The following is a 23365-nucleotide window of genomic DNA, read 5'->3' as shown; positions in this document are numbered from 1 at the left end:
GTGCTGGGCGGTATCCGGCACCGGCTGGTGGAGGCGCTGGGCGGAGCGGCCCGCGCCCGGGTCGTCCTCGTCCTGGGGGCGGCGCTGGGCCTGGACGGCGCCGACGAGGGGACGCTCTCGACCATGGCCGGCCCGCTCAAGGCGGCCTTCCACATCGGGAACACCCAGATCGGGCTCCTCGCGTCGGTGGTGTCCCTGGTCTCCGCGCTGTGCACCCTGCCGGTCGGCGTCCTCACCGACCGGGTGCGGCGCACCCGGCTGCTGGCCGTCAGCACCGCGCTGTGGGCGGCGGCCACCGCGCTGTCCGCCCTGGCCCCCTCGTACCTGTGGCTGCTGGTCTCCCGGGCCGCGCTGGGTGCGGTCACCGCCACCACCGGTCCGACGATCGCCTCCCTCATCGGCGATTTCTTCCCCATCCGGGAGCGCGCCCGGATCTACGGCACGATCCTGGCCGGTGAACTGGTCGGCACCGGAGTGGGCTTCGCCGTCTCCGGTGCCGTCGGGTCCGCGCTCGGCTGGCGGTTCGCGTTCTGGTGGCTGGTCGTCCCCGGGGCGCTGCTGGTGTGGGCCGTGGCGCGGCTGCCGGAACCGGCGCGCGGCGGCCAGAGCCGGCTGCGCGCCGGGCAGGAGGACATCCTCGACGCGCGCGAGGTGGCCGCCGCGGACGCGGAAGGGGATGCGGCCGGGGGCTCCGCGGGGGGCGGGCCGGCGGCCGGCGACGGTGAGCGTGACCCTGACCGTGATCGTGCCCTCGGCCGTGATCCTGACCTTGGTCGGGGCAAGACCGCGGACGCCCGCTCCGACGCCGTAGCAGGAACCGAAACAGGCACCGGCAGGGGCAGCGACACCGACACCGGGGACGATCCGGCGCCGGACCGCGACCTCGCCGGGCAGGCCGTCCGCGAGAGCGGCGTCGCACCCGATCCACGCCTGGTCCTGCGCCGTGATCCGCGCACCATGCCGCTGTGGCAGGCCGTCGGCTACGTCCTGCGGATCCGCACCAACCTCGTCGTGATCATCGCGTCGGCTCTCGGCTACTTCTTCTTCGCCGGACTCCGGTCCTTCGCCTCCCTGTTCACCACGCAGCACTACGGGGTGAGCACCGCGGTGGCCGGCATCCTGGTGCTGATCGTCGGCGCCGGGGCGCTCGCGGGAGTGCTGCTCGGCGGCCGGGTCGCCGACCGGCTGCTGGGCCGGGGCCGCGCCAACGCCCGTGTCCTGGTCCCGACCGTGTGTCTGCTCGCCCTGCCGCTGCTGGCGGCTCCCGCCCTGCACAGCACCGACTTCGCCCTCGCGCTGCCGCTGCTCATCTGCAGCACGGCGCTGCTCGGCGCTGCCAACCCGCCGCTGGACGCCGCCCGCCTCGACATCGTCCACCCGTACCTGTGGGGCCGGGCGGAGGGCGTGCGCACCATGCTGCGCACGCTCGGCCAGGCGGCGGCGCCCACGCTGTTCGGCTGGGTGTCGGCGCACGTCTTCGACGGGCCGGAGGCGCTGCAGTACACGCTGCTGCTGTTCCTCCTCCCTCTCGTCGGCGCGGGCGCGCTGGGCCTGGTGGCGATGCGGACCTATCCGCGTGACGTGGCCACCGCGGACGCCTCGGCGCGGGTCGTCGCCGGCGAGGAGGAGTGACACCGGCGCCGCGGTTGGGCCGGTCGCCGCCGGCCAGGTTCAGCCCCTTCCCGCGCGGGATACCCCACTCGGTGTGGACGAGTCACTGCGGCGCCGGCTGGGCGCGGCGGCGCTGATGCTGCTCGCCGCCGGTCTGCCGGCGGTCGAGGTCGCGGGCCTGCGCGCGGCCGGTGTGACGTCGATCGCCGGGATGGCTCCGCAGGTCACGGCGCCCCCGCCGTTCGGGGTGTACCACGATCTGCGCTGGGTGTTCGTCTACCACGACTCGTGGGCCGCGTTCGGCGGCGAGCTGGCGGCCCTGGTCGTGTTCCGTACGGTGCTGAACACCGCGCTGATCGTGCTCGCCTGGCCGCCGGGACCCGCCCGGCCCCCGCTGCGGCGCCTGCTGACGGCGAACGCGCTGTCCGTGCTGCTGCTCGTCGTCCTGCTCTGGCCGTGGGCGACCCTCGCCGCGATGGGCGCGGCCACCAGCCTGTCCTGGTTCGTGCTCAGCTCACTGCTGCCGCTGGGGCTCACCGCCCTCGTGGCGAACCGCGCCGGTATCGTCCCGGGCTGGTGGCGCCATCCGCCCTCACCGGTCAGCGTGGCCATCGACGTGCTGGCGTTCCTGTCCCTCACCGCCGGTTCCACGGCGGTGAGCGCCGCGCCCGGCACCTGGTCCGTCCCGGCCGCGTTCGCCGCCGGACTGGTGAACGCCGGGCTGTGGGCCTGGCTGGTCCGCACGGTCGCGACGCGCCGCAAACCGGTCGTCCGCGCCTTCGTCACCCCGCTCGCGATGGTGCTGGTGCCCACGGTCGTCCTGGGCTCCGGCAGCCAGATCGTCGGTCTGCAGCAGGCGCCGCCGAACCCGTCGGTCAACAGCCTCGACGCCGACCACCTGTCCCCCGCCCACGGCCGGCAGGTGATCTACCTCCAGGGCTACGGCAGCACGTACACCGGCACCGACATGTCCGGCTATCCGCCCTCGCTGGACTTCACGTTCTACTCCTACCGGGGCCAGTACCCGGACGGCGCTCCCCTGCCGTACGGGCCGAACGCCACCCACCAGTCGCTGCGCGTGCTCGCCGACCGGCTGGCCCGGCAGATCGACACGGTGCACCGGCGCAGCGGCCGCAGCGTGGCGATCGTCGCGCAGAGCGAGGGCACGTTCATCGCCCGCGCCTACCTGGCCGCCCACCCCCACCCGTACATCGACACGCTGGTGCTGCTGAGCCCGCTGGTCCGGCCCGCCCGGATCCACTACCCGGCGCGGGCGGCGGACAGCGGCTGGGGCATCGGCCTGGGCTGGGCGATGCGCACGCTCACCGCGCTCACCCGGCTGCGGACCGGTTCCACGGTGAGCGCGGACGAGCCGTTCGTCCGGTCCGTGATGCGGAACGGGCCGCGGTACCGGGACACGATGCTCTGCCCGGTGCCGCACGTGCGGGTGGTGGCCTTCCTGCCCACCGCCAGTGCGGCCGCGGTGCCCCCGGGCCACCTCGCCGACGTGACGACCATCGAGGTGGAGGGGTTCCACGGCACGCTGAGCGCCCGGGCGAACGACCGCCGGGACATCGCCGCCGTCCTCACCGGCGAGCCGGTCGACTCGGCCCACCTGACCGCGTACCCGTTCGTGCAGTGGGCGGCCGCCGGCTGGCAGGTGCCGCCGCTGCCGATGTCGTACGTGCCGTCGTGGCACGCGGACGGCCTCCCCGACGCGGCCCTCGACGACGCCGACGGCTGCACCGCCCGCCTCCCGCCGCCGGACCCACGGCACTGAACCGGCCGCGACCGCGATGCCCCCGCGTCAGGCCAGCGCGTTCACCGCCGCCCCGAAGAGGCGGGGCAGGCGGGCGGCCGTGGGCATGATGCGCGGGGCGAGCGCGGGCTGCTGACGGGCTCTCAGCAGGGCCTCGGTGAGCAGGCGGTGCCGGCGGGTCGCCCGCGCCCAGTCCGACTCGTAGCGGGCCGGGGTGCCGCGCAGCAGGTTGGCGACCAGGGCCTGGGCCCCGGTGAGGGCGAGGGAGATGCCCTCACCGGTGAGGGCGTCCACGTATCCGGCGGCGTCGCCGACGAGGAGGACCCGCCCGTGGACGCGGGTACGGGCGCGCCGGCGCAGGGGCCCGGCTCCGCGCACCGGGGTGACGGCCGTGCCCGGCGGCAGGCGGGCCGCGAGGTCGGGAAAGCCCGCCAACTGGCCGGTGAACGAGCCGCGCCGGGCCGTGAGCAGGGCGATGCCGACGAGCCCGGGGCCGAGCGGGGTGACGTACGCCTCCGCGTCCGCTCCCCAGTGCACCTCGACGTACGGCGACCACGGGGGCACGGCGTAGTGCCGGCGCAGCCCGTACCGGGCCGGTCCCCGGGTGGGCACGTCCAGGCCGAGGGCGCGGCGCACGGGCGAGTGCAGGCCGTCGGCGGCGACGAGCCAGCGGGCGCGCAGCCCCGCGCCGGGCACGGTCACGCCCGTCGCGTCCTGGCGTACCTCGGCCACGCGCAGCGGCAGTACGGTCACCCCCGCGTCCAGGACGGCGCGGTGCAGGGCGCCGTGCAGACCGGTGCGGCGGGCGCCGAGGCCGGGGCCGTCCCGGAACGCCGCCTGGACCCCGCGGGGTCCCTGCACGTAGCGGATGCCGGTGAGGGGGTGGCCGGGGACGTCCAGGCCGAGGGCGGTGAGGGCGCGGACGGCGCCGGGCATCAGGCCCTCGCCGCAGGCCTTGTCGACGGGCGCCGGGCGCGGCTCGGCGACGACGGCGTCGAGGCCGGCGCGCGCGGCGTGCAGGGCGGTGGCGAGGCCGGCCGGCCCACCGCCGACGATCAGCAGGTCGGGGCGGCGCCTCACGCGGGCTCCGCCAGGGTGAGGGCCGCGTTCTCGCAGCGGACGCGGACGGTGAGCAGCAGCGCGTTGGCGAGGGTGAACGCCGTGGCGGTGAGCCAGGCGGAGTGCACGAGGGGCAGGGCGGCGATCTCCAGGACGACCGCGACGTAGTTGGGGTGGCGCAGGTACCGGTACGGTCCGGCGGCGACCAGGCGGGCGCCGGGTACGACGATGACCCGGGTGTTCCAGTACGGGCCGAGGGTGCCGATGCACCACCAGCGCAGGCCCTGGGCCAGGACGGTGAGCGCCAGCATGGGCCAGGCCAGGGCGGGGACGAACGGCCGGTGGGCTAGGGCCGGTTCGAACAGGCAGCAGCCGAGCAGGGCGGAGTGCAGGGCCACCATGACCGGGTAGTGGCCCCGGCCGTGCTCCACCCCGGCGCGGGACCGGGTCCAGGCGGCGTTGCGCCGGGCGACGACGAGTTCGGCGACGCGCTCCGCGCCGACCGCGAGGACGAGCAGCGTGTACCAGGGCATGGGATCACTCACCAGCGCAGCAGGACGAGTTCGGAACAGAGACCGGGGCCCATGGCCACCAGCAGCCCCCAGGTACCGGGCCGCGGGCGGGGAGCGTCCTGGAGGGTCCGCAGGATGTGGAGTACGGAGACGGACGACATGTTCCCCACCGTCGCGAGGGAGTTCCGGGCGGAGTCCAGGGCGTGGCCGGGCAGGGCGAGGGCCTCGGTGACGGCGGACAGGATCCTGGGGCCGCCGGGATGGCACACCCAGGTGCCGATGTCGTCGGTGGTCAGGCCCTGTTCGGCCAGGAAGGCGCGCAGGTTCCGGCCGAGGTGGTCGCGCACGATGCCGGGCACACCGGCGTCGATGACCACGCGGAAACCGCCGGCGCCGATGTCCCAGCCGAGGAGCCGCTCGGTGTCCGGGTACAGGTGGCTGCGCGTGGCGACCACCGACGGTCCGGCCGCTTCCGGTCCGCCGCCTCCTCCGCCGCCGGTGGCGCTGCCTCGTGCGACGAGCGCCGCCACGCCGTCGCCGAACAGCGCGCCGGCGACGAGGTTGGCACGGGAGTCGTCGCACCGCTGAAGGGTCAGGGAACACAGTTCGACGGCGAGCAGGACGGCGGTGTCGTCAGGGTGCCCGCGCAGGTAGTCGTGCACCCGGGCCAGTCCGGCCGCGCCCGCCACGCACCCCAGGCCGAACAGGGGGAGCCGCTTGACGTCGGGCCGCAGCCCCAGGCGTCCGGCGAGCCTGGCGTCCAGGGAGGGCGCGGCGACGCCGGTGACGGAGGTGCACACCAGCAGGTCGACGTCGGCCGGCCGCAGCCCCGCCTCCTTCAGCGCGCCGCTGAGCGCTTCCTCGGCGAGGTCGAGGCCGGCGGCCAGCCAGGTGCCGTTGCTGCGGCCGAAGTCGCCCAGCGTGGCGTACCGCTCGATCGGCAGGGTGAGATGACGCGTGCGCACCCCGGCCGAGGCGTGCAGGCGCCGCAGCAGAGCGCGATCGGCCCCCGCGGGCAGGCACAGGTCACCGATCGCCTCCGTGAGGTCCTCCTGCGCGTACCGGTACGGCGGCAGCGCGGTACGGACGGCAGCGATCACACTCCCCGCCGGCGCCGGCACACTCGTCCTCCCCGGCAGCACGACGGGAGAGGGCCCTGGGGCGGGAGCGAGAACTGCGGCACCGGCGAGCATGGGGGCAGGGCCGGGAGCGGGGGCGAGCGGGGGCGCCGGGAGGGACACGGACGCCGGTCCGAGCGGATAGGCCGGAGCGACCGGTGCGGGCGCGGGCGCATTGGCAGGAGGAGCCGTCGAAGTGGCCGCCTGCCCCTGAGCGGGCGGCGGCGCCGGGGCCGCCACGGGCTCCGTGCCGAGCGGAGACGCGGGCGCCGACACGGACGCTGGACCGAGCGGATAGGCCGGAGCGACCGGTGCGGGCGCGGGCGCATTGGCAGGAGGAGCCGTCGGTGCGGCCAACTGCCCGTGAGCGGCCGGGGCCGCCACGGACTCCGTGCGGAAGGGAGACGCCGGGGCCGCCGCGGTCGCCGGGCCGAACGGGGAGCCCGGAGCGACCGGTACGGGCGCGGGTGCATGGGCAAGGGGAGCCGTCGGTGCAGTTGCCGCCCGGACCTGGACGGCCGGGGCGGCCGGGTCCAGTCCGGTGTCGGCCTGCTGCGCGTGCGGGGCGGGCGCGGCGGATGCCGAAGCCGCGCGAGGGGGCCCCGCCGGCCCGGACGCCGCGGAAGCGGACGCGACGGGGGCGGGGCCGGAAGCGGTCGGGGTGTTGATTGCGGGGACACGCATGTCGCTCATGTCTTCCTCGTCCCGGGCGCCCGGCTACCGTGCGTACGTGTCTCTCCACCCGTCTGGGGTTCTCTCCCCTACGACACACCGGGTCCCGGTGCTGCTGCTGCGGTCCTGTCACCTGGAGCCGGCCGTCGCGGTGACCGTGTTCGTGACCGCGCTGGCCGCCGCTGCGGGCCGCGGGCCGGCGGGGTCGGCCGCGGTGGCCGCGGCCGTGCTGGCCGGTCAGCTCTCCGTCGGCTGGTCCAACGACGCGGCGGACGCCGGGCGGGACCGGGCCTGCGGGCGCCCCGACAAGCCGGTGGGCACCGGTGAACTCCCGCGTCGGGCGGTGGCCGTCGCGGCCGGGACGGCCCTGGCGCTGTGCGTGCCGCTGTCGTTGCTGAGCGGCGGTGCCGCCGGAGCCGTACACCTGGTGGGCGTGGCCGCCGGCTGGTCGTACAACCTGCGGTTGAAGCGGACGGTGTTCTCCCCGCTGCCGTACGCCGTGGGCTTCGCCTCACTGCCGGCGTTCGTCACCCTGGGGCTGCCGGCGCCGGCGCCGCCCGCCTGGTGGGTGCTGACGGCGGGCGCGCTGCTGGGCGTGGGCGCCCATCTGGTGAACGTGCTGCCGGACATCGAGGACGATCTCGCGACGGGGGTGCGCGGGCTGCCGCAGCGGCTGGGCCGGCCGGGCTGCCGCTGCCTGGCCCCGTTCGTCATGCTGACCGCCCTGGTCGTCATCGCCACGGGGCGGCCGGGAGGGGTCACCGGGGCGGACTGGGTGCTGACGGTGGTGGCCGGGGGCGTGGCGGTCGCGGGTACGGCCGTGCCGTCGGCGGCGCGTGGCCGGTGGCCGTTCCGGTCGGCGATCGTGGTGGCCGGCCTCGCGGTGGCCGAACTGCTGCTCCGGGGCTCGGACATGACCTGACCGCCGGCCGGCGGCCACCCGGGCCGCCCGTGCCGCCGCCGCGGCGACCGGCATTCGGGTGACTTGCCCGTCGTCGTTGCGCGGGGCGGGCGGCGGGACTCGCCAGGATGGTGGACGGTCGCGGGGCGGGGTCCGCCGGTGCCCGCCGTGTGGCGGCGGTGAGCGTTACTCGGCCGCGGGCGCCGTGCGGGAGGCGGACGTACGAGTGGCGGCGGAGGTGTGGCGATGGCCGGGGCTGTCGAGCTCGTCTGGTGGTGGGGTGCGGCCGTCGGCGTCTGGCTGCTGACGCTGTCGTCGGTCACCGTGCCGGACCTGGTGGTCGCGGCGGCCTGCGGGCTGCCGGCGGCCGTCGCCGCCGTCGCCGGGCGCCGAGCCGTCGGTGGCCGCTGGCGGCCGCGGGCCGGCTGGCTCCGGTGGGCCGCCGCGCTGCCGCTCTCCGTGCTCGGCGACACCGCGCGGGTGTTCTGGACAGCCGTCCGGCACGCCGGGGACGCGGACGCGCCGGGGCGGGTGCGCGAGGTGGGGCTGCCGCACGACGAGCCGGAACCCGTGGCGGCGGCCCGCCGGGCGCTGGCCACCGTCACCCTGTGCTCGACGCCCGGCACGTTCGTCATCGACGACGACCCCGAGCGGCACCGGCTGGTGGTGCACTCGCTGTCCGGAAAGACGTCGCTGGTGGAGAAGGCGGTCGGCCGGTGAACGCGTGGCAGATCGGCGCGCTGGCGCTGCTGGCCGGCGGCTTCCCGCCCGCCGCGCTGCTGGCGGTGCGCGGGGAGCCGGTGGACCGGCTGATCGGGCTGGAGATCGGCGGCGCGGTGGCCGTGCTCTTCCTGCTCCTGCTGATCCAGGGGCTGGAGCAGCCGTCGTACCTCATCGTGCCGCTGGTGATGGTGCTGGTGTCGTTCGCCGGGACGCTGGTCTTCACGCGGCTGCTCGCGCCGCCCGCGGAGGACTCGTGAGCGGGCCCGCGCACGTCGCCGCCGTGGTCTGCGAGACCGCCGGGACGGTGGTCGTGGTGGCGTCGGCGCTGGCCGCGCTCGCCATGCGGCACGTCTACAACCGGCTGCACTTCCTCACCCCCGCCACCTCGCTCGGCGCCCCCCTGATCGCGGTGGCGCTGGTGCTGGAGAACGGCTGGGGGCTGACCGCGGGCCTCGACATCCTGATCGTCGCTCTGCTCGCGCTGAGCGCGCCGGTGCTGGAGGCCGCGACCGCCCGGGTGGTGGCCCAGCGCACCGGTCTCGTCGACGAGGAATCGCCGTCATGACCGCGATCATCGCGGTGGCGCTCACCCTGGTCGCCGCGATGGGCGCGGCGGTGGTCGGCACCCACGCGCCCGAGCGGCAGGCGGTCACCCTGTCGGTGTACGGGCTGGCCCTGACCGTGCTGTTCGTGGCGGTGCAGGCGCCCGACGTGGCGCTGTCCCAGCTCGGGGTGGGGGCGGCCGTGGTGCCGCTGATGGTGATGCTCGGCATCCGCCGGATCCGCCGCGACCAGCGGGGCGAGGGCCTCGACGGCGGGAAGGACGGCGAGTGAGCGAGCGCGGCCGGGTCGCCGTCTATCTGGTCGCCGCATCGGCACTGGCGGCGCTGCTGGTCCTGGCGTTCCTGCGGATGCCGGCGTTCGGGACGGACGTCCACCTCTACCGGGACCTGGCGGTGCCTGCGGCGGTGAAGCACGTCACCGCGAACGTGGTGTCGGCGGTCAACTTCGACCAGCGCGCCCTGGACACGCTCGGCGAGGAGACGATCCTGCTCGGCTCGGTGGTCGGCGCGGCGGCGCTGCTGCGGCCCGCGCAGCGCGAGAGCGAGCGGCGCAGCCCGCGCACCGGCCGGACGCTGGAGGCGACCGGGCTGACGGGGTACGTGCTGCTGCCGGTCACGCTGATCGTGGGCTTCGACGTGGTGGCGCACGGACAGGTGACACCGGGCGGCGGTTTCCAGGGCGGTGTGGTGCTGGCGACCGGCATCCATCTGCTGTACCTGGCGGGCAGTTACCGCGCGCTGGAACGGCTGCGGCCGGTGGAGGTGTTCGACGTCGGGGAGGCGCTCGGCGCGGGGATGTTCACCGTGCTGGGCCTGGCCGGGATCCTCGTCGGCACCGCGTTCCTGGAGAACGTACTGCCGCTGGGATCCTTCGGCAGCCTGATCTCCGCGGGGACGGTGCCGGTGCTGAACGCGCTCGTCGGGGTGGAGGTCGCCTGCGGGATCGTCGTGCTGCTCACCCACTTCTTCACCGAGGACCTCACCGTCTCGGTCGCCGCCCGGGACGACGAGGACGACGACGGGGGCGACGGGGACGGCGACGGCGACGGCGACGGCGACAAGGACGACCGGGCCGACGGGGACGACGACAGCGACGGGACCGAGAGGGACGAGGGGCACGACGGGGGCGGCACCGAGGAGAAGGGCGGCCGATGAGCATCTACCCCTACTGCGTCGCGGCCTGGCTGATGCTGGCCGGGGCGTACGGCATCTGCCGGAGCCGCAACATGGTCCACGCGATCGTGTGCCTGTCGGTGTGCCAGTCCGGCACCTACGTCCTGCTGCTCGCCGTCGGCTACCAGCAGGGCGCCACCGCGCCGGTGTTCGGCTCGACCACCAAGCCGAACCGGAACGTCGTCGACCCGGTGGTGCAGGCCATGACCCTCACCGACATCGTCGTCTCGGCCACCGTCACCGCGCTCCTGCTCGCCCTGGCCATCCAGGTCAACAAGCGGCACCGCACGGTCGATCCCAACGAGCTCGTCGCCCTGCGAGGCTGAGCGTGGCCGACACCGCGGCGCACCTGCTGCCCTTCATGATCGCGCTGCCGATCGTCGTCGCCTGTCTGCTGGTCGCCGCGGGCAGCCGGCTGCCCCGCCCGGCGCTCGACCTGCTCGCCACGGGCTGCGCCCTCGCCGTGACCGGTTCGGCCGCGGCCGTGCTGTTCCAGGCCGCGCGGGGCCGCACGGTCGCCTGGATCGGCGCCTGGCGGCCGGCGCACGACACCGGCGTGGGCATCCCCCTCACCGCGGACACCATGAGCGCCGGCCTCGCCCTCCTGATCGGCGCCCTGGTGAGCTGTGCGCTGCTGTTCAGCTGGCGCTACTACGACGCCGTGCGCGGCTACTTCCACGCGCTGATGCTGCTCTTCCTGGCGGGCATGGCGGGGTTCTGCCTCTCCGGCGACGTCTTCGACATGTTCGTGTTCTTCGAGCTGATGGGCGCGGTCGCCTACGCCCTGACCGGCCTGAAGATCGAGGACGCCACGGCGGTGCAGGGCGGCCTCAACTTCGCCATCGTCAACTCGCTGGGCGCCTACCTGTCGCTGGCCGGGGTGGGCATCCTGTACTCCCGGCTCGGGCAGCTCGGGCTGCCGCAGCTCGGCGCGAGACTGGCAGGGCAGCGGCCGGACGCCCTGGTCGTGGCGGCCTTCGTCCTGATCGTCACGGGGTTCCTGGTCAAGGCCGCCATGGTGCCCTTCCACTTCTGGCTCGCCGACGCGCACGCGGTGGCCCCGGCTCCGGTGTGCGTGCTGTTCTCGGGCGTGATGGTGGAACTGGGCCTGTACGGCGCGGCCCGGGTGTACTGGGTGGTGTTCGGCTCGGCCCTGCCGCACGACGACATCCGCCGGGTGTTCCTGGTCCTCGGCACGCTGACGGCGGTGGTGGGCGCGCTGATGTGCTTCCCGCAACGGCACCTCAAGCGGCTGCTGGCCTACTCGACGATCGCGCACGTCGGCCTGTTCACGCTCGGGTTCGCCTCGCTCGACCCGGACGGCACGGCCGGCGCCGCGCTGTACGTGGCCGGCCACGCGGGGGTGAAGGCCGCGCTGTTCCTGCTCGTGGGCATCCTGCTGGCTCGGGAGGGGAACGTCGACGAGCTGGTCCTGCACGGCCGCGGCGGCAGGGGGGTCACCGCGTGGCTGTTCTTCGCCGCGGCCCTCGGGCTCGCGGGACTGCCGCCGTTCGGCACCGGGCTCGGCAAGGCGGTGAGCGAGGACGCCCTCAGCGTCGCCGGCTATCCGTGGGTGACGGGGGTGTTCGTGCTCGTCTCCGCCGTGACGGGTGCCGCGGTGCTGCGCGCGGGCCTGCGCGTCCATCTGGGGTGGGGCCCGGTGCCGGAGGACGACGAGGGCAAGGACGGCGAGGGCGACGGGGAGCGGACCACCGGCACGCACGAGGCGCGGGAGACGGAGCAACTGCACGAGGTTCCGCGCACCATGCTCGCCGCGATCACCGTCCTGGTCCTCGGCTCCTTGGTGATCGGGCTGCTCCCGCACAGCGGGGCCGCGTTCGGGCACGCCGCACTCGACTTCACCGACCCGGCGGGCTACATCGCCCGGGCCCTCACCGGCTCCGCGCCGCACCGGGTGCCGTTCACGCTGCACACGGACTGGACCCTGGCCGGAGTCCTCCTGGACGTCCTGTCGGCCGCCCTCGCGGTGGCCCTCGCCTGCCTGGCGATCTGGTTCCCCCGCCCCGGTCCGGCGTTCCGGGCCCTGCTCCGGCCCGGCGCGGCCGCCCTCGCGGGGCTGCGCCGGCTGCACTCCGGGCACGTGGGCGACTACGTCGCCTGGCTGGCGCTGGGGGTGGCGGGTCTCGCCGCGCTGGTGGGTCTGCCGCTGCGCTGATCGCCCCGATGACCCCTGCCGCGATGTCCCGTCGTGCCTCAGGCGCCCACGGGGCCGCTCTGGACGTGTCCCTGACGGCACGTGAGACTGGGGCCGGTCCGGTGCTCGACGCTTCCCACGCCCAGGACGGTGACGATGGACGAGAAGACTCCGCGTGTCGAGTTGACACCCGAGGCCGCCGCTCTGGTGCGGCGGCTGCGCGCCGAGCACGGTCCGCTGATGTTCCACCAGTCGGGCGGTTGCTGTGACGGCAGCGCACCCATGTGCTATCCGGACGGGGAGTTCCGTACGGGCGGCTCGGACGTGCTGCTGGCCGAGCTGGCCGTCGACGGCGTCGAGGAGCCCGTCACCTTCTGGATGTCGCGGAGCCAGTACGAGGTGTGGAGCCACACCCGGCTGATCGTCGACGTGGTACCCGGACGGGGCAGCGGCTTCTCGCTGGAGGCGCCCGAGGGGGTGCGTTTTCTCACCCGTTCTCGCGTAGTCGACGCCTAGAAAGCGCGCCGGCCGCTCCCGTCTGGTCCACTGCCCTTGTCCCCCCGGACAGTTGACGAGACATCAGGAGTGACGGTGACCCACCGGCGAAGACGACGACTGGCAGCGAGCAGAACAGCACTCACGATCCTCACCGCGTTCGGCACTCTGGCCGGCGTGGCCCTCGTCGGGGCGGCACCGGCCGGGGCCGCGTCGGACGGGACGACCCTGGCGCCGGGGATCACCTACCGGCAGTTCGACATCGACGCCGGCGCGGGTGAGGCGCACGCCCACCTCCTCACGGTCGACCTGGCCAACCCGCACGTGAGCCTGGACCTGCTGTACCCGGGGGCGGTGGCCGCCCGGGCCACCGTCTCCGGGCTGGCCGACGCGGCGGGCGCGGTCGCCGGTGTCAACGGCGACTTCTTCGACATCAGCGAAACGCAGCACCCGGGCGTCGAGGCGACCGGCGCGAGCGTGGGCCCGGCGGTGGCACACGGACAGGCGCTGAAGGCGGCGGTGCCCAGGGCCCAGCGGTTCGGGCCGGCGCTGCCGCCGGGCACCGCCACGACGGACGTCCTCGGCATGGGCACCGACCGGCGTGCCCGCCTGGACCGCCTCACCCTCTCCGGTGCCGTCGCCACACCGGACGGGCAGCTGACGCTGGGCGGCCTCAACCAGTACGCGCTGCCGCAGAACTCGGTCGGCGCCTACACGTCCCTGTGGGGCAGCGTCTCCCGGGAGCGTGCCGTCTGCGGCACGGACACCAGCCGCGCTGACGGATGCACCACGGACACCTACGAGGTGACGGTCCGTGACGGCCGGGTGGTGTCCACGTCGGACCACCCGGGCAGCGGAGCGGTACCGGCGGACACCACCGTGCTGCTCGGCCGCGAGGCCGGCGCGGACGAGCTGCGGAAGCTGTCCCCGGGCGAGCAGGTCACCGTGCGGCACGAGCTGGTGCCGGCGACGGGCGGGGTGCCGTTCGTGTTCGCGATCGGCGGCTACCCGGTGCTGCGCGACGGCCAGGCACTGCCCGGACTCGACGACAGCGTCTCGGCCGTACGGACCGCAGCGGGCTTCAGCAGCAGCGGACGGACGCTGTTCCTTCTCGCACTGGACGGTGCTTCCGCGTACCGCACCGGCATGACCATCGCCGAGGAGGCGGACACGCTGCGGACGCTGGGCGCGTCGGACGCGTTCAACTTCGACGGCGGCGGCTCCTCGGAGTTGGTGGCCCGTCCGCCGGCCGCGAGCCGGGTGACGGTCCGCAACCATCCGAGCGGCGGCGCGGAACGGCCCGTGGCGAACGGCATCGGGGTGTTCTCCACGTCCTGACGACCACTCGGCCGTGTCCTGACGACCGGTCGGCCGGTCAGGGCCGCAGGCTGCTCACCAGGTCGGCCGTGGCGGTGAGCCCGCTGTTGATGGTGGGCGCCATGCTCGTGCTCGCCAGGTAGAAGCCGAGCAGGATGCAGACCAGCCCGTGGGACACCTTCAGCGCACCGCTGCGCATGAAGATCACGGCCAGGATCAGGAGCAGCAGCACCACAGAGATGGAAATGGCCATCGGAACCTCCTCCGCCACGCCCCTTTAGCGGCGTTCGGCCGTAAGTGTGGCGTAGCGGAGGGTTCGTCCGGGCGGCTGACATGTCCGCCGATCGTGTGGTGTTCCGGCCGGTGGTCCGCTCAGGGCGACGGGATGCCGGCCAGTGCGGCCAGTGCCTCCCGGTGGGCGCCCGCGGTGCCGTAGGCGATCGAGTCGGCCTTGGCCCGCTTCAGGTACAGGTGGACGGGGTGCTCCCAGGTCATCCCGATCCCGCCGTGGAGCTGCAGCGCCTCTTCCGTGACGCGTACGGCGACGGGGGCGGCGTAGGCCTGGGCGACGGCGACCGTGAGGTCGGTGTCCTCGCCGGTGGTGAGCGCGTCGGCGGCGGCGCGGGCGGCGGCCCGGAGGTTCACGACCTCAAGCCACAGCTGGGCGAGCCGGTGCTTGAGCGCCTGGAAGCCGCCGACGGGCCGGTTGAACTGCTTGCGCTCCTTCAGATAGCGGACCGTCTCGGTCAGCGCCCAGTCGGCGAGGCCCAGTTGTTCGGAGGCGAGCAGTCCGGCGGCGGCGCGCAGGGCACGGCGTACTGCGGGTTCGGCGTCGCCGATCCGGCGGCCGGCCGCGCCGTCGAGCAGCACCCGGGCCACCGGCCGGGTGAGGTCCAGGGAGACCTGCGGGGTGACGGTCACCTCCTCGGCGGCCACGGCGTACAGCCCGCCGTCGTCGGCCGGGACGAGCAGCACGTCGGCGGCTGCCGCGTCGGCGACGCCGGTCAGCACCCCGTGCAGACGGCCACCGTCCAGGGGTACGGCCGGGAAGGCGGCGCCCGGTGCCAGGTGCAGCCCGAGGGCGAGGGCGCCGATGGTCCGACCGGATGCCAGCCGGCCGAGCAACTCCTCGTCCCCGCAGGCCAGCAGGGCCTCGGTGGCCACCACGGCACTGGTCAGATAGGGGACGGGGGCGACGGCCCGGCCCAACTCCTCCAGGACGACGGCGACTTCGCGGTAGGTGGCGCCCTGGCCGCCCTGTGCCTCGGGCACCAGCAGGCCGGCCAGGCCCATGCCGTCGGCGAGGGACTTCCACAGGGCGAGGTCGTGCGGCGCGCCGGACTCGGCGCGGGTGATCACGCCGGCCGCGTCGCAGTGGTCCCCGAGCAGGTCGCGGACGGCGGCCCGCAGGGCCTCTTCCTCCTCCGAGTACAGCAGGTCGGGCTGTGCGCTCATCGGGCCAGGTCCTTCCAGGCGACGTCCTTGTCGGTGCGCGGCTCGGCGGGCAGGCCCAGGACGCGCTCGGCGACGATGTTCAGCAGGACCTCGCTGGTCCCGCCCTCGATGCTGTTGCCCTTGGACCGCAGGTAGCGGTACCCGGCGTCCCGGCCGGTGAAGTCGACCAGTTCGGGGCGGCGCATGGTCCAGTCGTCGTACAGCAGGCCCTCCTCGCCCCGGAGTTCCACCTCCAGGCCGCTGATCTCCTGGTTGAGCCGGGCGAAGGCGAGTTTCATGCCGGAGCCCTCGTATCCGGGCTGGCCGGCGGCGAGTTGCTGGCGCAGCCGCTCGGCGGTGAGACGGGATACCTCGGCCTCGACCCACAGCTTCAGCAGCCGCTGGTGGAGGTCGTGGGTGCGCAGTCCGGGCCGCTCGCGCCAGGTCCTGGTGACGGGGCCGATCATGCCGCCCTCGCGGGGCAGCCGCATGCCGCCGATGGAGACGCGCTCGTTCATCAGCGTGGTCTGGGCGACCCGCCAGCCGTCACCGACCGCGCCGAGGCGGCGGGAGTCGGGGATGCGGACGTCGGTGAGGAACACCTCGTTGAACTCGGCCTCGCCGGTGATCTGGCGCAGCGGCCGCACCTCGACGCCCGGGTCGGTCATGTCGCAGATGAAGTAGGTGATCCCGGCGTGCTTGGGGACGTCCGGGTCGGTGCGGGCGATGAGGATGGCCCAGCGGGCGACGTGGGCGCTGGAGGTCCACACCTTCTGCCCGTTGACCACCCACTCCTCGCCCTCCCGGACCGCGCGGGTCCCGAGCGCGGCCAGGTCGGAGCCGGCGCCGGGCTCACTGAACAGCTGGCACCAGACCTCCTCCCCGGTCCACAGCGGGCGCAGGTAGCGCCGCTTCTGCTCCTCGGTGCCGTAGGCGAGGACGGTCGGGGCGGCCATGCCGAGGCCGATGCCGATGCGCCGGGGGTCGTTGTCGGGGGCGCCCGCGGCCTCCAGTTCGGCGTCCACGACGGCCTGGAGGGAGCGCGGGGCACCGAGTCCGCCGAGGCCCTCCGGGTAGTGCACCCAGGCGAGTCCGGCGTCGAACCGGGCCCGCAGGAAGTCCAGGCGGTCGGTCCCGGCCGGCGGATGCGCCGCCAGCAACTCCCGTGTACGGCTGCGCAGTTCCTCGGCGTCGCTGTTGCGGACTCCGTCGCTCACGCGGTCTCCGTCGCTCATGCGGACTCCTCCGTCAGGACGGCGATCCGGCCGCTGGACCGGCCGTCGGCCACCTTCTGCACTGCCTCCGCGGCCCGGTCCAGCGGGACCCGCTCGCTGATCAGCGGCTTGATCGCGCCCCGGGCGGCCAGTTCGGTGAGCTGCTCGTGGCACTGCCCGACCAGCTTGGGGTTCTTGGTGTTGTACAGGCCCCAGTGCAGGCCCAGGATGGCGTAGTTCTTCACGAGGGCGTGGTTGAGCGCCGGGTTCGGGATGCTTCCGCTGGCGAACCCGACGACGACGATCCGGCCCTCGAAGGCGACCACCTTGGCGGACTGGGCGTAGGCGTCGCCGCCGACCGGGTCGTAGATCACGTCGGCGCCGCGGCCCGAGGTGGCCTCCTTCACGGCCGCGATGACGTCCTCGGCGTGCCGGTCGACCACCACGTCGCAGCCCAGCTCGCGGGCGACGGCGGCCTTCGCCGCACCGCCGACCACGCCGATCACACAGGCTCCGGCGGCCTTGCCGAGCTGGACGGCCGCGCTGCCGACGCCGCCGGCGGCGGCGTGCACGAGGAGGGTCTCGCCGGCTTCCAGGCGGGCCCGGCGGTGCAGGCCGAACCAGCCGGTCTGGTAGCCGATATGCAGCGCGGCGGCCTCGGCGTCGTCCAGCGAGCCGGGGGCCGGCAGGACGGCGGCCGCGTCGGCGACGGCGTACTCGGCGAAGCCGCCGTACGGCAGCGCGGGGTTGGCGATCACCCGGCGGCCGTCCTCGGTCTCGCCGCAGATCTCCACACCGGGCGTGAAGGGCAGCGGCGGCCGCACCTGGTACTGGCCCCGGCACATCAGGGCGTCGGGGAAGTTGACGTTGGCGGCGCGCACCCGCAGCAGCACCTGTCCGGCGCCGGGCACGGGCCGCTCCACCTCGGCGAGGCGCATCACCTCGCTCGGCTCACCGTTCTCGTGCACGTGCCATGCCTGCATGCGGGGCCTCCACGGGACTGCGTTCGTCTGACCGGCTTCCGATCGCATACTAAGCGGTCGCTTGCTCATCAGGGAACAGGCGCCCGGAATCCGTTCCCCGCGTCACGTCCTGCGGGGCCGGGCCCGCACGTGCATCCGCTCCCCCTGCGGCCCGAACAGGCTCAGGAACTCCACCGGCCCCTCCCCCGTCGATCCGAACCAGTGCGGCACCCGCGTGTCGAACTCGGCCGCCTCGCCCGCCGTCAGCACCACGTCATGCTCGCCGAGCACCAGCCGCAGCCGTCCGGCCAGCACGTACAGCCACTCGTACCCCTCGTGGGTGCGCGGTTCCGGCTCCTGCCTGCGCCGCGGTTCGAGGACCTTGTAGGCCTGCAGTCCGCCGGGCTGGCGGGTCAGCGGCCAGTGCGTGCGGCCGCCCCGGACGATCGGCTCCGCCCGCACCCGCGGGTCCCCCACGGCCGGCGCTCCGACCAGTTCGTCGAGCGGGACCTGATGGGCCTGCGCGATCGGCAGCAGCAGCTCCAGGCTCGGCTTGCGCAGTCCCGACTCCAGCCGGGACAGGGTGCTCACGGAGATGCCGGTGGTCTCCGACAGCGCGGCCAGGGTCACCTCGCGCTCCTTGCGCAGGCGCCGGAGCCGGGGGCCGACGCCGGCCAGTACGTCTTCGGTCGTCATGAGGTTCATTGCAGAATCGGCAAACACGTTTGTCAATCCGCCGACGTACGCGTGACCCTCGCCGCATGACCGAAAACAGCACGCGGGAAACCGACAGCGGCCGGTACGAGGTCGTCGTGGTCGGAGGCGGCGCGGCCGGGCTGTCCGCCGCCCTGGTCCTGGGCCGGGCCCGGCGCCGCACCCTGGTCGTCGACGCGGGCGAACCGCGCAACGCGCCGGCCGCGCACATGCAGGGCTATCTGTCCCGGGACGGCATGTCCCCGGCCGAGTTCCTGGCGATCGGCCGCGAGGAGATCGCCCGGTACGGCGTCGAACTGGTCCGGGACCGGGCCGTGGACGCCCGCCGCGACGGGGACTTCGCCGTGACCCTGGCGACCGGGCGCACCATACGGGCCCGGCAGCTGGTCGTCGCCACGGGCCTGCGGGACGAGCTGCCGCCGCTGCCCGGCCTGGCCGAGCGGTTCGGCCGGGACGTGATCCACTGTCCGTACTGCCACGGCTGGGAGGCCCGCGACCTGCCCACCGGCGTCCTCGCCACCACGCCGATGAGCGTGCACCAGGCCCTCATGGTCACCCAGTGGTCCAAGGACGTACGCCTCTTCTTGCACCAGGTGCCCGAGGCCGCCCTCACCGACGACGACCTGCGCCGGCTCGCCACCGCCGGCGTCACCGTCGTACCCGGCGAGGTCGAGGCCCTGGTCGTCACCGAGGACCGCCTCACCGGCCTCCGCCTCACCGACGGCGCGGTCCACGACCGCGAGGTCCTCTACGCCGCCCCGCACGCCGTCCCCCAGAACGACCTCCTCGTCCGCCTCGGCGCCGACCTCCACGACACCCCCTTCGGCGCCTACCCGGTCATCGACGAACGCGGCCAGACCACCGTCGCCGGCCTCTGGACAGCAGGCAACACCAGCGGTTACGCGGAACAGGTCATCAACGCGGCAAGCAGGGGCTACAGAGCAGGAGCGGCGATCAACGCAGAGCTCCTGTTCACGGACCTGGACGAGAGCGCCCCGAAGGGGCGCGGGGCTGTATCCGATATGCGGCCGGCGCCGCGTGGGCGCGAGCAACCACAACGCACCCGCAGCTGAAAACCGCGCGGCCACCCCACCCCTGGTGCACCCTGGACCCATGTTGCTAGCCCGGCTGGCCCAAGTCTCCCAAGAAGTCACAGCAACGGCGTCCCGGACCCGCAAGACAGACCTCCTCGCCGACCTCTTCCGGGAGGCCACCCCCGACGACGCGCCCATCGTCATCCCCTACCTGGCGGGACGCCTCCCGCAGGGACGCCTCGGCGTCGGCTGGAAGGTACTGGCCCGCCCCGTCGAGCCGGCGGCCCAGCCGACCCTCACCGTCCGGGACGTCGACGCCCGCCTCACCGACCTGGGCAAGGTGTCCGGCCCCGGCTCGCAGGCGGAACGCTCCCGGAGAGTCGGCGAGCTGATGGCCCTGGCCACCGAGGCCGAGCAGCGCTTCCTGCTCGGCCTCCTCACCGGCGAGGTCCGCCAGGGCGCGCTGGACGCCGTCGCCGTGGAGGGTCTCGCAAGGGCGACCGGCGCGGATCCGGCGGCGGTGCGGCGGGCGGTGATGCTCGCCGGTTCGCTGCAGTCGGTGGCCGGCGCGCTCCTCGCCGAGGGGCCGCCGGCGCTGGAGCGGTTCCGGCTGACGGTGGGCCGTCCGGTGCTGCCGATGCTCGCGCACAGCGCCTCCTCGGTCGCCGAGGCGGTCGAGAAGCTCGGCGCGTGCGCGGTGGAGGAGAAGCTGGACGGCATCCGGGTGCAGGTGCACCGGGACGGCGACACGGTCCACGTGCACACCAGGACGCTGGACGACATCACCGCCCGGCTGCCCGAAGTGACGGACGCCGCGCTGGGGTTGGCGGGCGAGCGGTTCATCCTGGACGGGGAGGTGATCTCGTTCGGCGCCGACGGCCGGCCGCGTTCCTTCCAGGAGACGGCCGGCCGGGTCGGCTCCCGCACGGACGTGGCGAAGGCCGCCGGGGAGGTCCCCGTCTCCCCCGTCTTCTTCGACGCGCTGTCGGTCGACGGCCGGGATCTGCTGGACCTGCCGTTCGCCGAACGGCACGCGGTGCTGGCGCGGCTGGTGCCCGAGCCGATGCGGGTGCGCCGTACGGTGGCGTCGGGGCCGGAGGACACCGCCGAGGCGGAACGGTTCCTCGCCGACACCCTGGCCCGGGGCCACGAGGGCGTGGTCGTCAAGGCGCTCGACGCCCCCTACAGCGCGGGCCGACGCGGTGCCTCGTGGCTGAAGGTCAAGCCCATCCACACCCTCGACCTGGTCGTGCTGGCCGCCGAGTGGGGCCACGGCCGGCGCACCGGGAAGCTCTCCAACCTGCACCTCGGCGCCCGCAACCCGGACGGCACCTTCGCCATGCTCGGCAAGACCTTCAAGGGAATGACCGACGCCCTGCTCGCCTGGCAGACCGGGCGGCTCCAGGAGCTGGCTGTGCGGGAGCACGGCTGGGGGGTCACCGTGCGCCCCGAACTCGTCGTCGAGATCGCCTACGACGGACTGCAGCGCTCCTCCCGCTACCCGGCCGGCGTCACCCTGCGGTTCGCGCGCGTGGTGCGCTACCGCGAGGACAAACGCCCCGAGGAGGCGGATACGGTGGAGGCCCTGCTGGCGGCCCACCCGGAGGTCTCACCGTGACGGTGCGTGCGACGAAGCGCAGTGCGGGACTGCTGGTGTTCCGGCGCGGCGGGGAGGGGCTGGAGGTGCTGCTCGGGCACATGGGCGGACCGCTGTGGGCGAAGAAGGACGCCGGGGCCTGGACCGTCCCCAAAGGCGAGTACGAGGCCGACGAGCCGGCCTGGGACGCGGCCCGCCGCGAGTTCCGGGAGGAGCTGGGGCTGGCACCGCCCGACGGGGAGGCCGTACCGCTGGGCGAGGTGGTGCAGAAGAGCGGCAAGATCGTGACGGCCTGGGCGGTCGAGGGCGAGGTGGACCCGGCGGCGATCGAGCCCGGCACGTTCACGATGCAGTGGCCACCGCGCTCCGGGCGGATCCAGGAGTTCCCCGAACTGGACCGGGTGGCCTGGTTCGGTCTGGGGCGGGCCCGCGAGGTGATCATCACGGCGCAGGCCGCGTTTCTGGACCGGCTGGCGGAGCACTCGGCCTGACGACGACGGCGCGCCGCCGCGAGAACGTGCCACCCGACGCGGTGGGCCGCCACAACGGCCCACCACCGCGACAGCGGCCCACGCGTTGCGGCGGGCGCCCGCGCGCGCGAAGGTCGAAGCAAGCCCGCTCCCAGGGAGGTCAGCCATGCCCATCGCCACGGTGAACCCGGCGAACGGCGAGACGCTCAAGACGTACGAGCCGATGGGTGAGGAGGAGCTGGAACGCCGGCTCCAGCTCGCCGAGGCCACGTTCCGCACCTACCGGACGAGCACGTTCGCCGAGCGTGCCCGCCTGCTGAACAGGGCCGCCGACCTGCTGGACGAGGACCAGCGGGAGATCGGCCGGGTGATGACCACGGAGATGGGCAAGCCGGTCAAGCAGGCCCGGGCGGAGGCCGCGAAGTGCGCCAAGGCGATGCGCTGGTACGCCGACCGGGCCGAGGGTCTGCTGGCCGACGAGGAGCCGGACGCGGTGGACGTACGGGACTCCGGTGCCTCCCGGGTCCGGGTCCGCTACCGCCCGCTCGGGCCCGTGCTCGCGGTGATGCCGTGGAACTTCCCGCTCTGGCAGGTGATCCGCTTCGCCGCGCCCGCGCTGATGGCGGGCAACGTGGGCCTGCTCAAGCACGCCTCCAACGTGCCCCAGACGGCCCTCTACCTGGAGGATCTGTTCCACCGGGCGGGCTTCCCGGAGGGCTGCTTCCAGACGCTGCTGATCGGCTCCGGCGCGGTCGACGACATCCTGCGCGACGAGCGGGTCAAGGCGGCGACGCTCACCGGCAGCGAGCCCGCGGGCCGGGCGGTCGCCTCCACCGCCGGGGAGATGATCAAGAAGACGGTGCTGGAGCTGGGCGGCAGCGACCCGTACGTCGTCATGCCGTCGGCCGACCTGGACCGCGCGGCTCAGGTCGCGGTGACCGCGCGGGTGCAGAACAACGGGCAGTCGTGCATCGCCGCCAAGCGGTTCATCGCGCACACGGACGTGTACGACGCCTTCGCCGCGCGCTTCACCGAGGGCATGAAGGCGCTGAAGGTCGGCGACCCGATGGAGGAGGACACCGAGGTCGGGCCGCTCGTCAGCGAACAGGGGCGCACCGACCTGGAGGAACTGGTCGACGACGCCCGCCGGGGCGGCGCCGAGGTGCTGTGCGGCGGGCAGCGGCCGGACGGGCCCGGCTGGTACTACCCGCCGACGGTGCTGGCCGGCATCACCCGGGAGATGCGTATCCACCGCGAGGAGGCGTTCGGGCCGGTCGCCACGCTGTACCGGGCAGGCGACCTGGACGAGGCGCTGCTCATCGCCAACGACTCGCCGTTCGGCCTCAGTTCGAACGTGTGGACGCGGGACGAGACCGAGCTGGAGCGGTTCGCGCGCGATCTGGAGGCGGGTGCCGTGTACGTCAACGGGATGACCGCCTCCCACCCGGCGTTCCCGTTCGGCGGGGTGAAGCGCTCGGGCTACGGGCGTGAGCTGTCCGGGCACGGAATCCGGGAGTTCTGCAACATCACCACGGTTTGGCAGGGTGCGTGACGACCACGCGGCTACCATCCCGTTTGTGAACCGCGAAGTGACTCTCCCTCTGATCGTCGACGACCGCGGCACCTTGCAGGTCTCCGCGTCGGACGTGAGCAAGCTGTTGCGGACGGTCGGTGGGCGGTGGCTGCGGCTGGTCGAGGCCGGGGAGCAGGGCCTGGACGAGGACACGGTGGCCGCGCTGACCATCGAGCTGGCGAAACTCGCGGACCGTATCGACGTGGCCTGCATCGCGCACAGCAGCGGGGCGCCGTAGTTCCGCCGGTCCGGGCCTGTTCGTCCGCCCTCCGGCGCACGTGACGTGTGCGACACCGTGTCCCCGATCTG

The 23365-nt window shown here is 74.3% G+C and carries 25 protein-coding genes; 17 read left to right on the top strand and 8 right to left on the bottom strand.

Annotated elements, in window-relative coordinates:
• Both DBP14_RS31135 and DBP14_RS31130 read left to right on the top strand, forming a co-directional pair.
• The gene (locus DBP14_RS31135) at nt 1-1632 is read left to right on the top strand and encodes an MFS transporter (protein ID WP_164992443.1); all 1632 of its coding nucleotides are present in this window, start codon (nt 1-3) and stop codon (nt 1630-1632) included.
• A gap of 73 nt (nt 1633-1705) precedes the next feature.
• Nucleotides 1706-3391, top strand: a complete 1686-nt coding sequence (locus DBP14_RS31130) for a hypothetical protein (RefSeq protein ID WP_129310796.1) — start codon at nt 1706-1708, stop codon at nt 3389-3391.
• Between the two features lie 27 nt (nt 3392-3418).
• Here DBP14_RS31130 and DBP14_RS31125 read toward each other — a convergent pair whose 3' ends face one another.
• Genes DBP14_RS31125 through DBP14_RS31115 form a run of 3 tightly spaced genes read right to left on the bottom strand, consistent with a single transcriptional unit; the run spans nt 3419 to nt 6062 of the window.
• Nucleotides 3419-4450: an NAD(P)/FAD-dependent oxidoreductase gene (locus tag DBP14_RS31125; RefSeq protein ID WP_129310794.1), complete on the bottom strand. Its 1032-nt coding sequence runs from the start codon at nt 4448-4450 to the stop codon at nt 3419-3421.
• Nucleotides 4447-4962: an isoprenylcysteine carboxyl methyltransferase family protein gene (locus tag DBP14_RS31120; protein ID WP_129312169.1), complete on the bottom strand. Its 516-nt coding sequence runs from the start codon at nt 4960-4962 to the stop codon at nt 4447-4449. The genes DBP14_RS31125 and DBP14_RS31120 overlap by 4 nt, the downstream gene beginning before the upstream one ends.
• An 8-nt stretch (nt 4963-4970) precedes the next feature.
• Nucleotides 4971-6062 (bottom strand): 3-oxoacyl-[acyl-carrier-protein] synthase III C-terminal domain-containing protein, encoded by a 1092-nt coding sequence (locus DBP14_RS31115; protein ID WP_241741077.1) that lies wholly within the window; start codon nt 6060-6062, stop codon nt 4971-4973.
• Nucleotides 6063-6789: 727 nt separating this feature from the next.
• Here DBP14_RS31115 and DBP14_RS31110 point away from each other — a divergent pair.
• The 10 genes from DBP14_RS31110 (at nt 6790) to DBP14_RS31065 (ending at nt 14079) form a co-directional block, all read left to right on the top strand.
• On the top strand, nt 6790-7653 hold the full coding sequence (locus DBP14_RS31110) for a UbiA family prenyltransferase (RefSeq protein WP_241741076.1): 864 nt from the start codon (nt 6790-6792) through the stop codon (nt 7651-7653).
• Nucleotides 7654-7878: 225 nt separating this feature from the next.
• Nucleotides 7879-8352, top strand: a complete 474-nt coding sequence (locus DBP14_RS31105; protein ID WP_129310788.1) for a Na+/H+ antiporter subunit E — start codon at nt 7879-7881, stop codon at nt 8350-8352.
• The gene (locus tag DBP14_RS31100) at nt 8349-8612 is read left to right on the top strand and encodes a monovalent cation/H+ antiporter complex subunit F (RefSeq protein ID WP_129310786.1); all 264 of its coding nucleotides are present in this window, start codon (nt 8349-8351) and stop codon (nt 8610-8612) included. Before DBP14_RS31105 ends, DBP14_RS31100 begins: the two co-directional genes overlap by 4 nt.
• Nucleotides 8609-8920: a monovalent cation/H(+) antiporter subunit G gene (locus tag DBP14_RS31095; RefSeq protein WP_241741075.1), complete on the top strand. Its 312-nt coding sequence runs from the start codon at nt 8609-8611 to the stop codon at nt 8918-8920. Before DBP14_RS31100 ends, DBP14_RS31095 begins: the two co-directional genes overlap by 4 nt.
• Nucleotides 8917-9189 (top strand): DUF4040 domain-containing protein, encoded by a 273-nt coding sequence (locus DBP14_RS31090; protein WP_129310784.1) that lies wholly within the window; start codon nt 8917-8919, stop codon nt 9187-9189. The genes DBP14_RS31095 and DBP14_RS31090 overlap by 4 nt, the downstream gene beginning before the upstream one ends.
• Nucleotides 9186-10073 (top strand): MnhB domain-containing protein, encoded by an 888-nt coding sequence (locus DBP14_RS31085; protein ID WP_129310782.1) that lies wholly within the window; start codon nt 9186-9188, stop codon nt 10071-10073. Before DBP14_RS31090 ends, DBP14_RS31085 begins: the two co-directional genes overlap by 4 nt.
• Nucleotides 10070-10417 (top strand): sodium:proton antiporter, encoded by a 348-nt coding sequence (locus tag DBP14_RS31080; RefSeq protein WP_129310780.1) that lies wholly within the window; start codon nt 10070-10072, stop codon nt 10415-10417. The genes DBP14_RS31085 and DBP14_RS31080 overlap by 4 nt, the downstream gene beginning before the upstream one ends.
• Before the next feature lie 2 nt (nt 10418-10419).
• Nucleotides 10420-12267 (top strand): complex I subunit 5 family protein, encoded by a 1848-nt coding sequence (locus tag DBP14_RS31075; RefSeq protein ID WP_347239677.1) that lies wholly within the window; start codon nt 10420-10422, stop codon nt 12265-12267.
• 135 nt (nt 12268-12402) lie between these two features.
• On the top strand, nt 12403-12762 hold the full coding sequence (locus tag DBP14_RS31070; RefSeq protein WP_129310778.1) for a DUF779 domain-containing protein: 360 nt from the start codon (nt 12403-12405) through the stop codon (nt 12760-12762).
• A gap of 75 nt (nt 12763-12837) precedes the next feature.
• Nucleotides 12838-14079 carry a phosphodiester glycosidase family protein gene (locus tag DBP14_RS31065; protein ID WP_129310776.1) on the top strand — a complete coding sequence of 414 codons (1242 nt, stop codon included), beginning with the start codon at nt 12838-12840 and terminating at the stop codon, nt 14077-14079.
• A 37-nt stretch (nt 14080-14116) separates the two neighbouring features.
• On the opposite strand, the gene DBP14_RS31060 is transcribed toward DBP14_RS31065, so the two are convergent.
• The 5 genes from DBP14_RS31060 to DBP14_RS31040 form a co-directional block, all read right to left on the bottom strand.
• A complete protein-coding gene (locus tag DBP14_RS31060) occupies nt 14117-14311 on the bottom strand; it encodes a hypothetical protein (protein WP_129310774.1) in 195 nt (64 codons plus the stop codon).
• Between the two features lie 119 nt (nt 14312-14430).
• Nucleotides 14431-15513 (bottom strand): acyl-CoA dehydrogenase family protein, encoded by a 1083-nt coding sequence (locus tag DBP14_RS31055; RefSeq protein WP_129310772.1) that lies wholly within the window; start codon nt 15511-15513, stop codon nt 14431-14433.
• Nucleotides 15510-16727 (bottom strand): acyl-CoA dehydrogenase family protein, encoded by a 1218-nt coding sequence (locus tag DBP14_RS31050; RefSeq protein WP_129310770.1) that lies wholly within the window; start codon nt 16725-16727, stop codon nt 15510-15512. Before DBP14_RS31050 ends, DBP14_RS31055 begins: the two co-directional genes overlap by 4 nt.
• Nucleotides 16724-17689, bottom strand: a complete 966-nt coding sequence (locus DBP14_RS31045) for an NADPH:quinone oxidoreductase family protein (protein ID WP_129310768.1) — start codon at nt 17687-17689, stop codon at nt 16724-16726. Before DBP14_RS31045 ends, DBP14_RS31050 begins: the two co-directional genes overlap by 4 nt.
• A 102-nt stretch (nt 17690-17791) precedes the next feature.
• Entirely contained in the window at nt 17792-18364 is a 573-nt protein-coding gene (locus DBP14_RS31040) for an XRE family transcriptional regulator (protein ID WP_129310766.1), read from the bottom strand.
• Nucleotides 18365-18429: 65 nt separating this feature from the next.
• On the opposite strand from DBP14_RS31040, the gene DBP14_RS31035 reads away from it, so the two are divergent.
• The 5 genes from DBP14_RS31035 to DBP14_RS31015 all read left to right on the top strand — a co-directional run bounded on the left by DBP14_RS31035 (nt 18430) and on the right by DBP14_RS31015 (nt 23294).
• Nucleotides 18430-19455, top strand: coding sequence for an NAD(P)/FAD-dependent oxidoreductase (locus DBP14_RS31035; protein ID WP_129310764.1), 1026 nt, complete (start codon nt 18430-18432; stop codon nt 19453-19455).
• A 40-nt stretch (nt 19456-19495) separates the two neighbouring features.
• Nucleotides 19496-21034 (top strand): ATP-dependent DNA ligase, encoded by a 1539-nt coding sequence (locus DBP14_RS31030; protein ID WP_129310762.1) that lies wholly within the window; start codon nt 19496-19498, stop codon nt 21032-21034.
• Complete coding sequence (locus DBP14_RS31025; protein ID WP_129310760.1) at nt 21031-21504, top strand: NUDIX domain-containing protein; 474 nt, start codon at nt 21031-21033, stop codon at nt 21502-21504. The genes DBP14_RS31030 and DBP14_RS31025 overlap by 4 nt, the downstream gene beginning before the upstream one ends.
• 145 nt (nt 21505-21649) lie before the next feature.
• Nucleotides 21650-23035, top strand: coding sequence for an NADP-dependent succinic semialdehyde dehydrogenase (locus DBP14_RS31020; protein WP_129310758.1), 1386 nt, complete (start codon nt 21650-21652; stop codon nt 23033-23035).
• Between the two features lie 25 nt (nt 23036-23060).
• On the top strand, nt 23061-23294 hold the full coding sequence (locus DBP14_RS31015) for a DUF6213 family protein (protein ID WP_129310756.1): 234 nt from the start codon (nt 23061-23063) through the stop codon (nt 23292-23294).
• The last annotated feature ends 71 nt before the right edge of the window (nt 23295-23365 follow it).

This window comes from Streptomyces sp. L2 (assembly GCF_004124325.1).
In the GTDB taxonomy this organism is placed as follows: domain Bacteria; phylum Actinomycetota; class Actinomycetes; order Streptomycetales; family Streptomycetaceae; genus Streptomyces.
The sequence above is the reverse complement of the archived record's forward strand: the minus strand, read 5'-3'. Positions and strand labels throughout refer to the sequence as shown.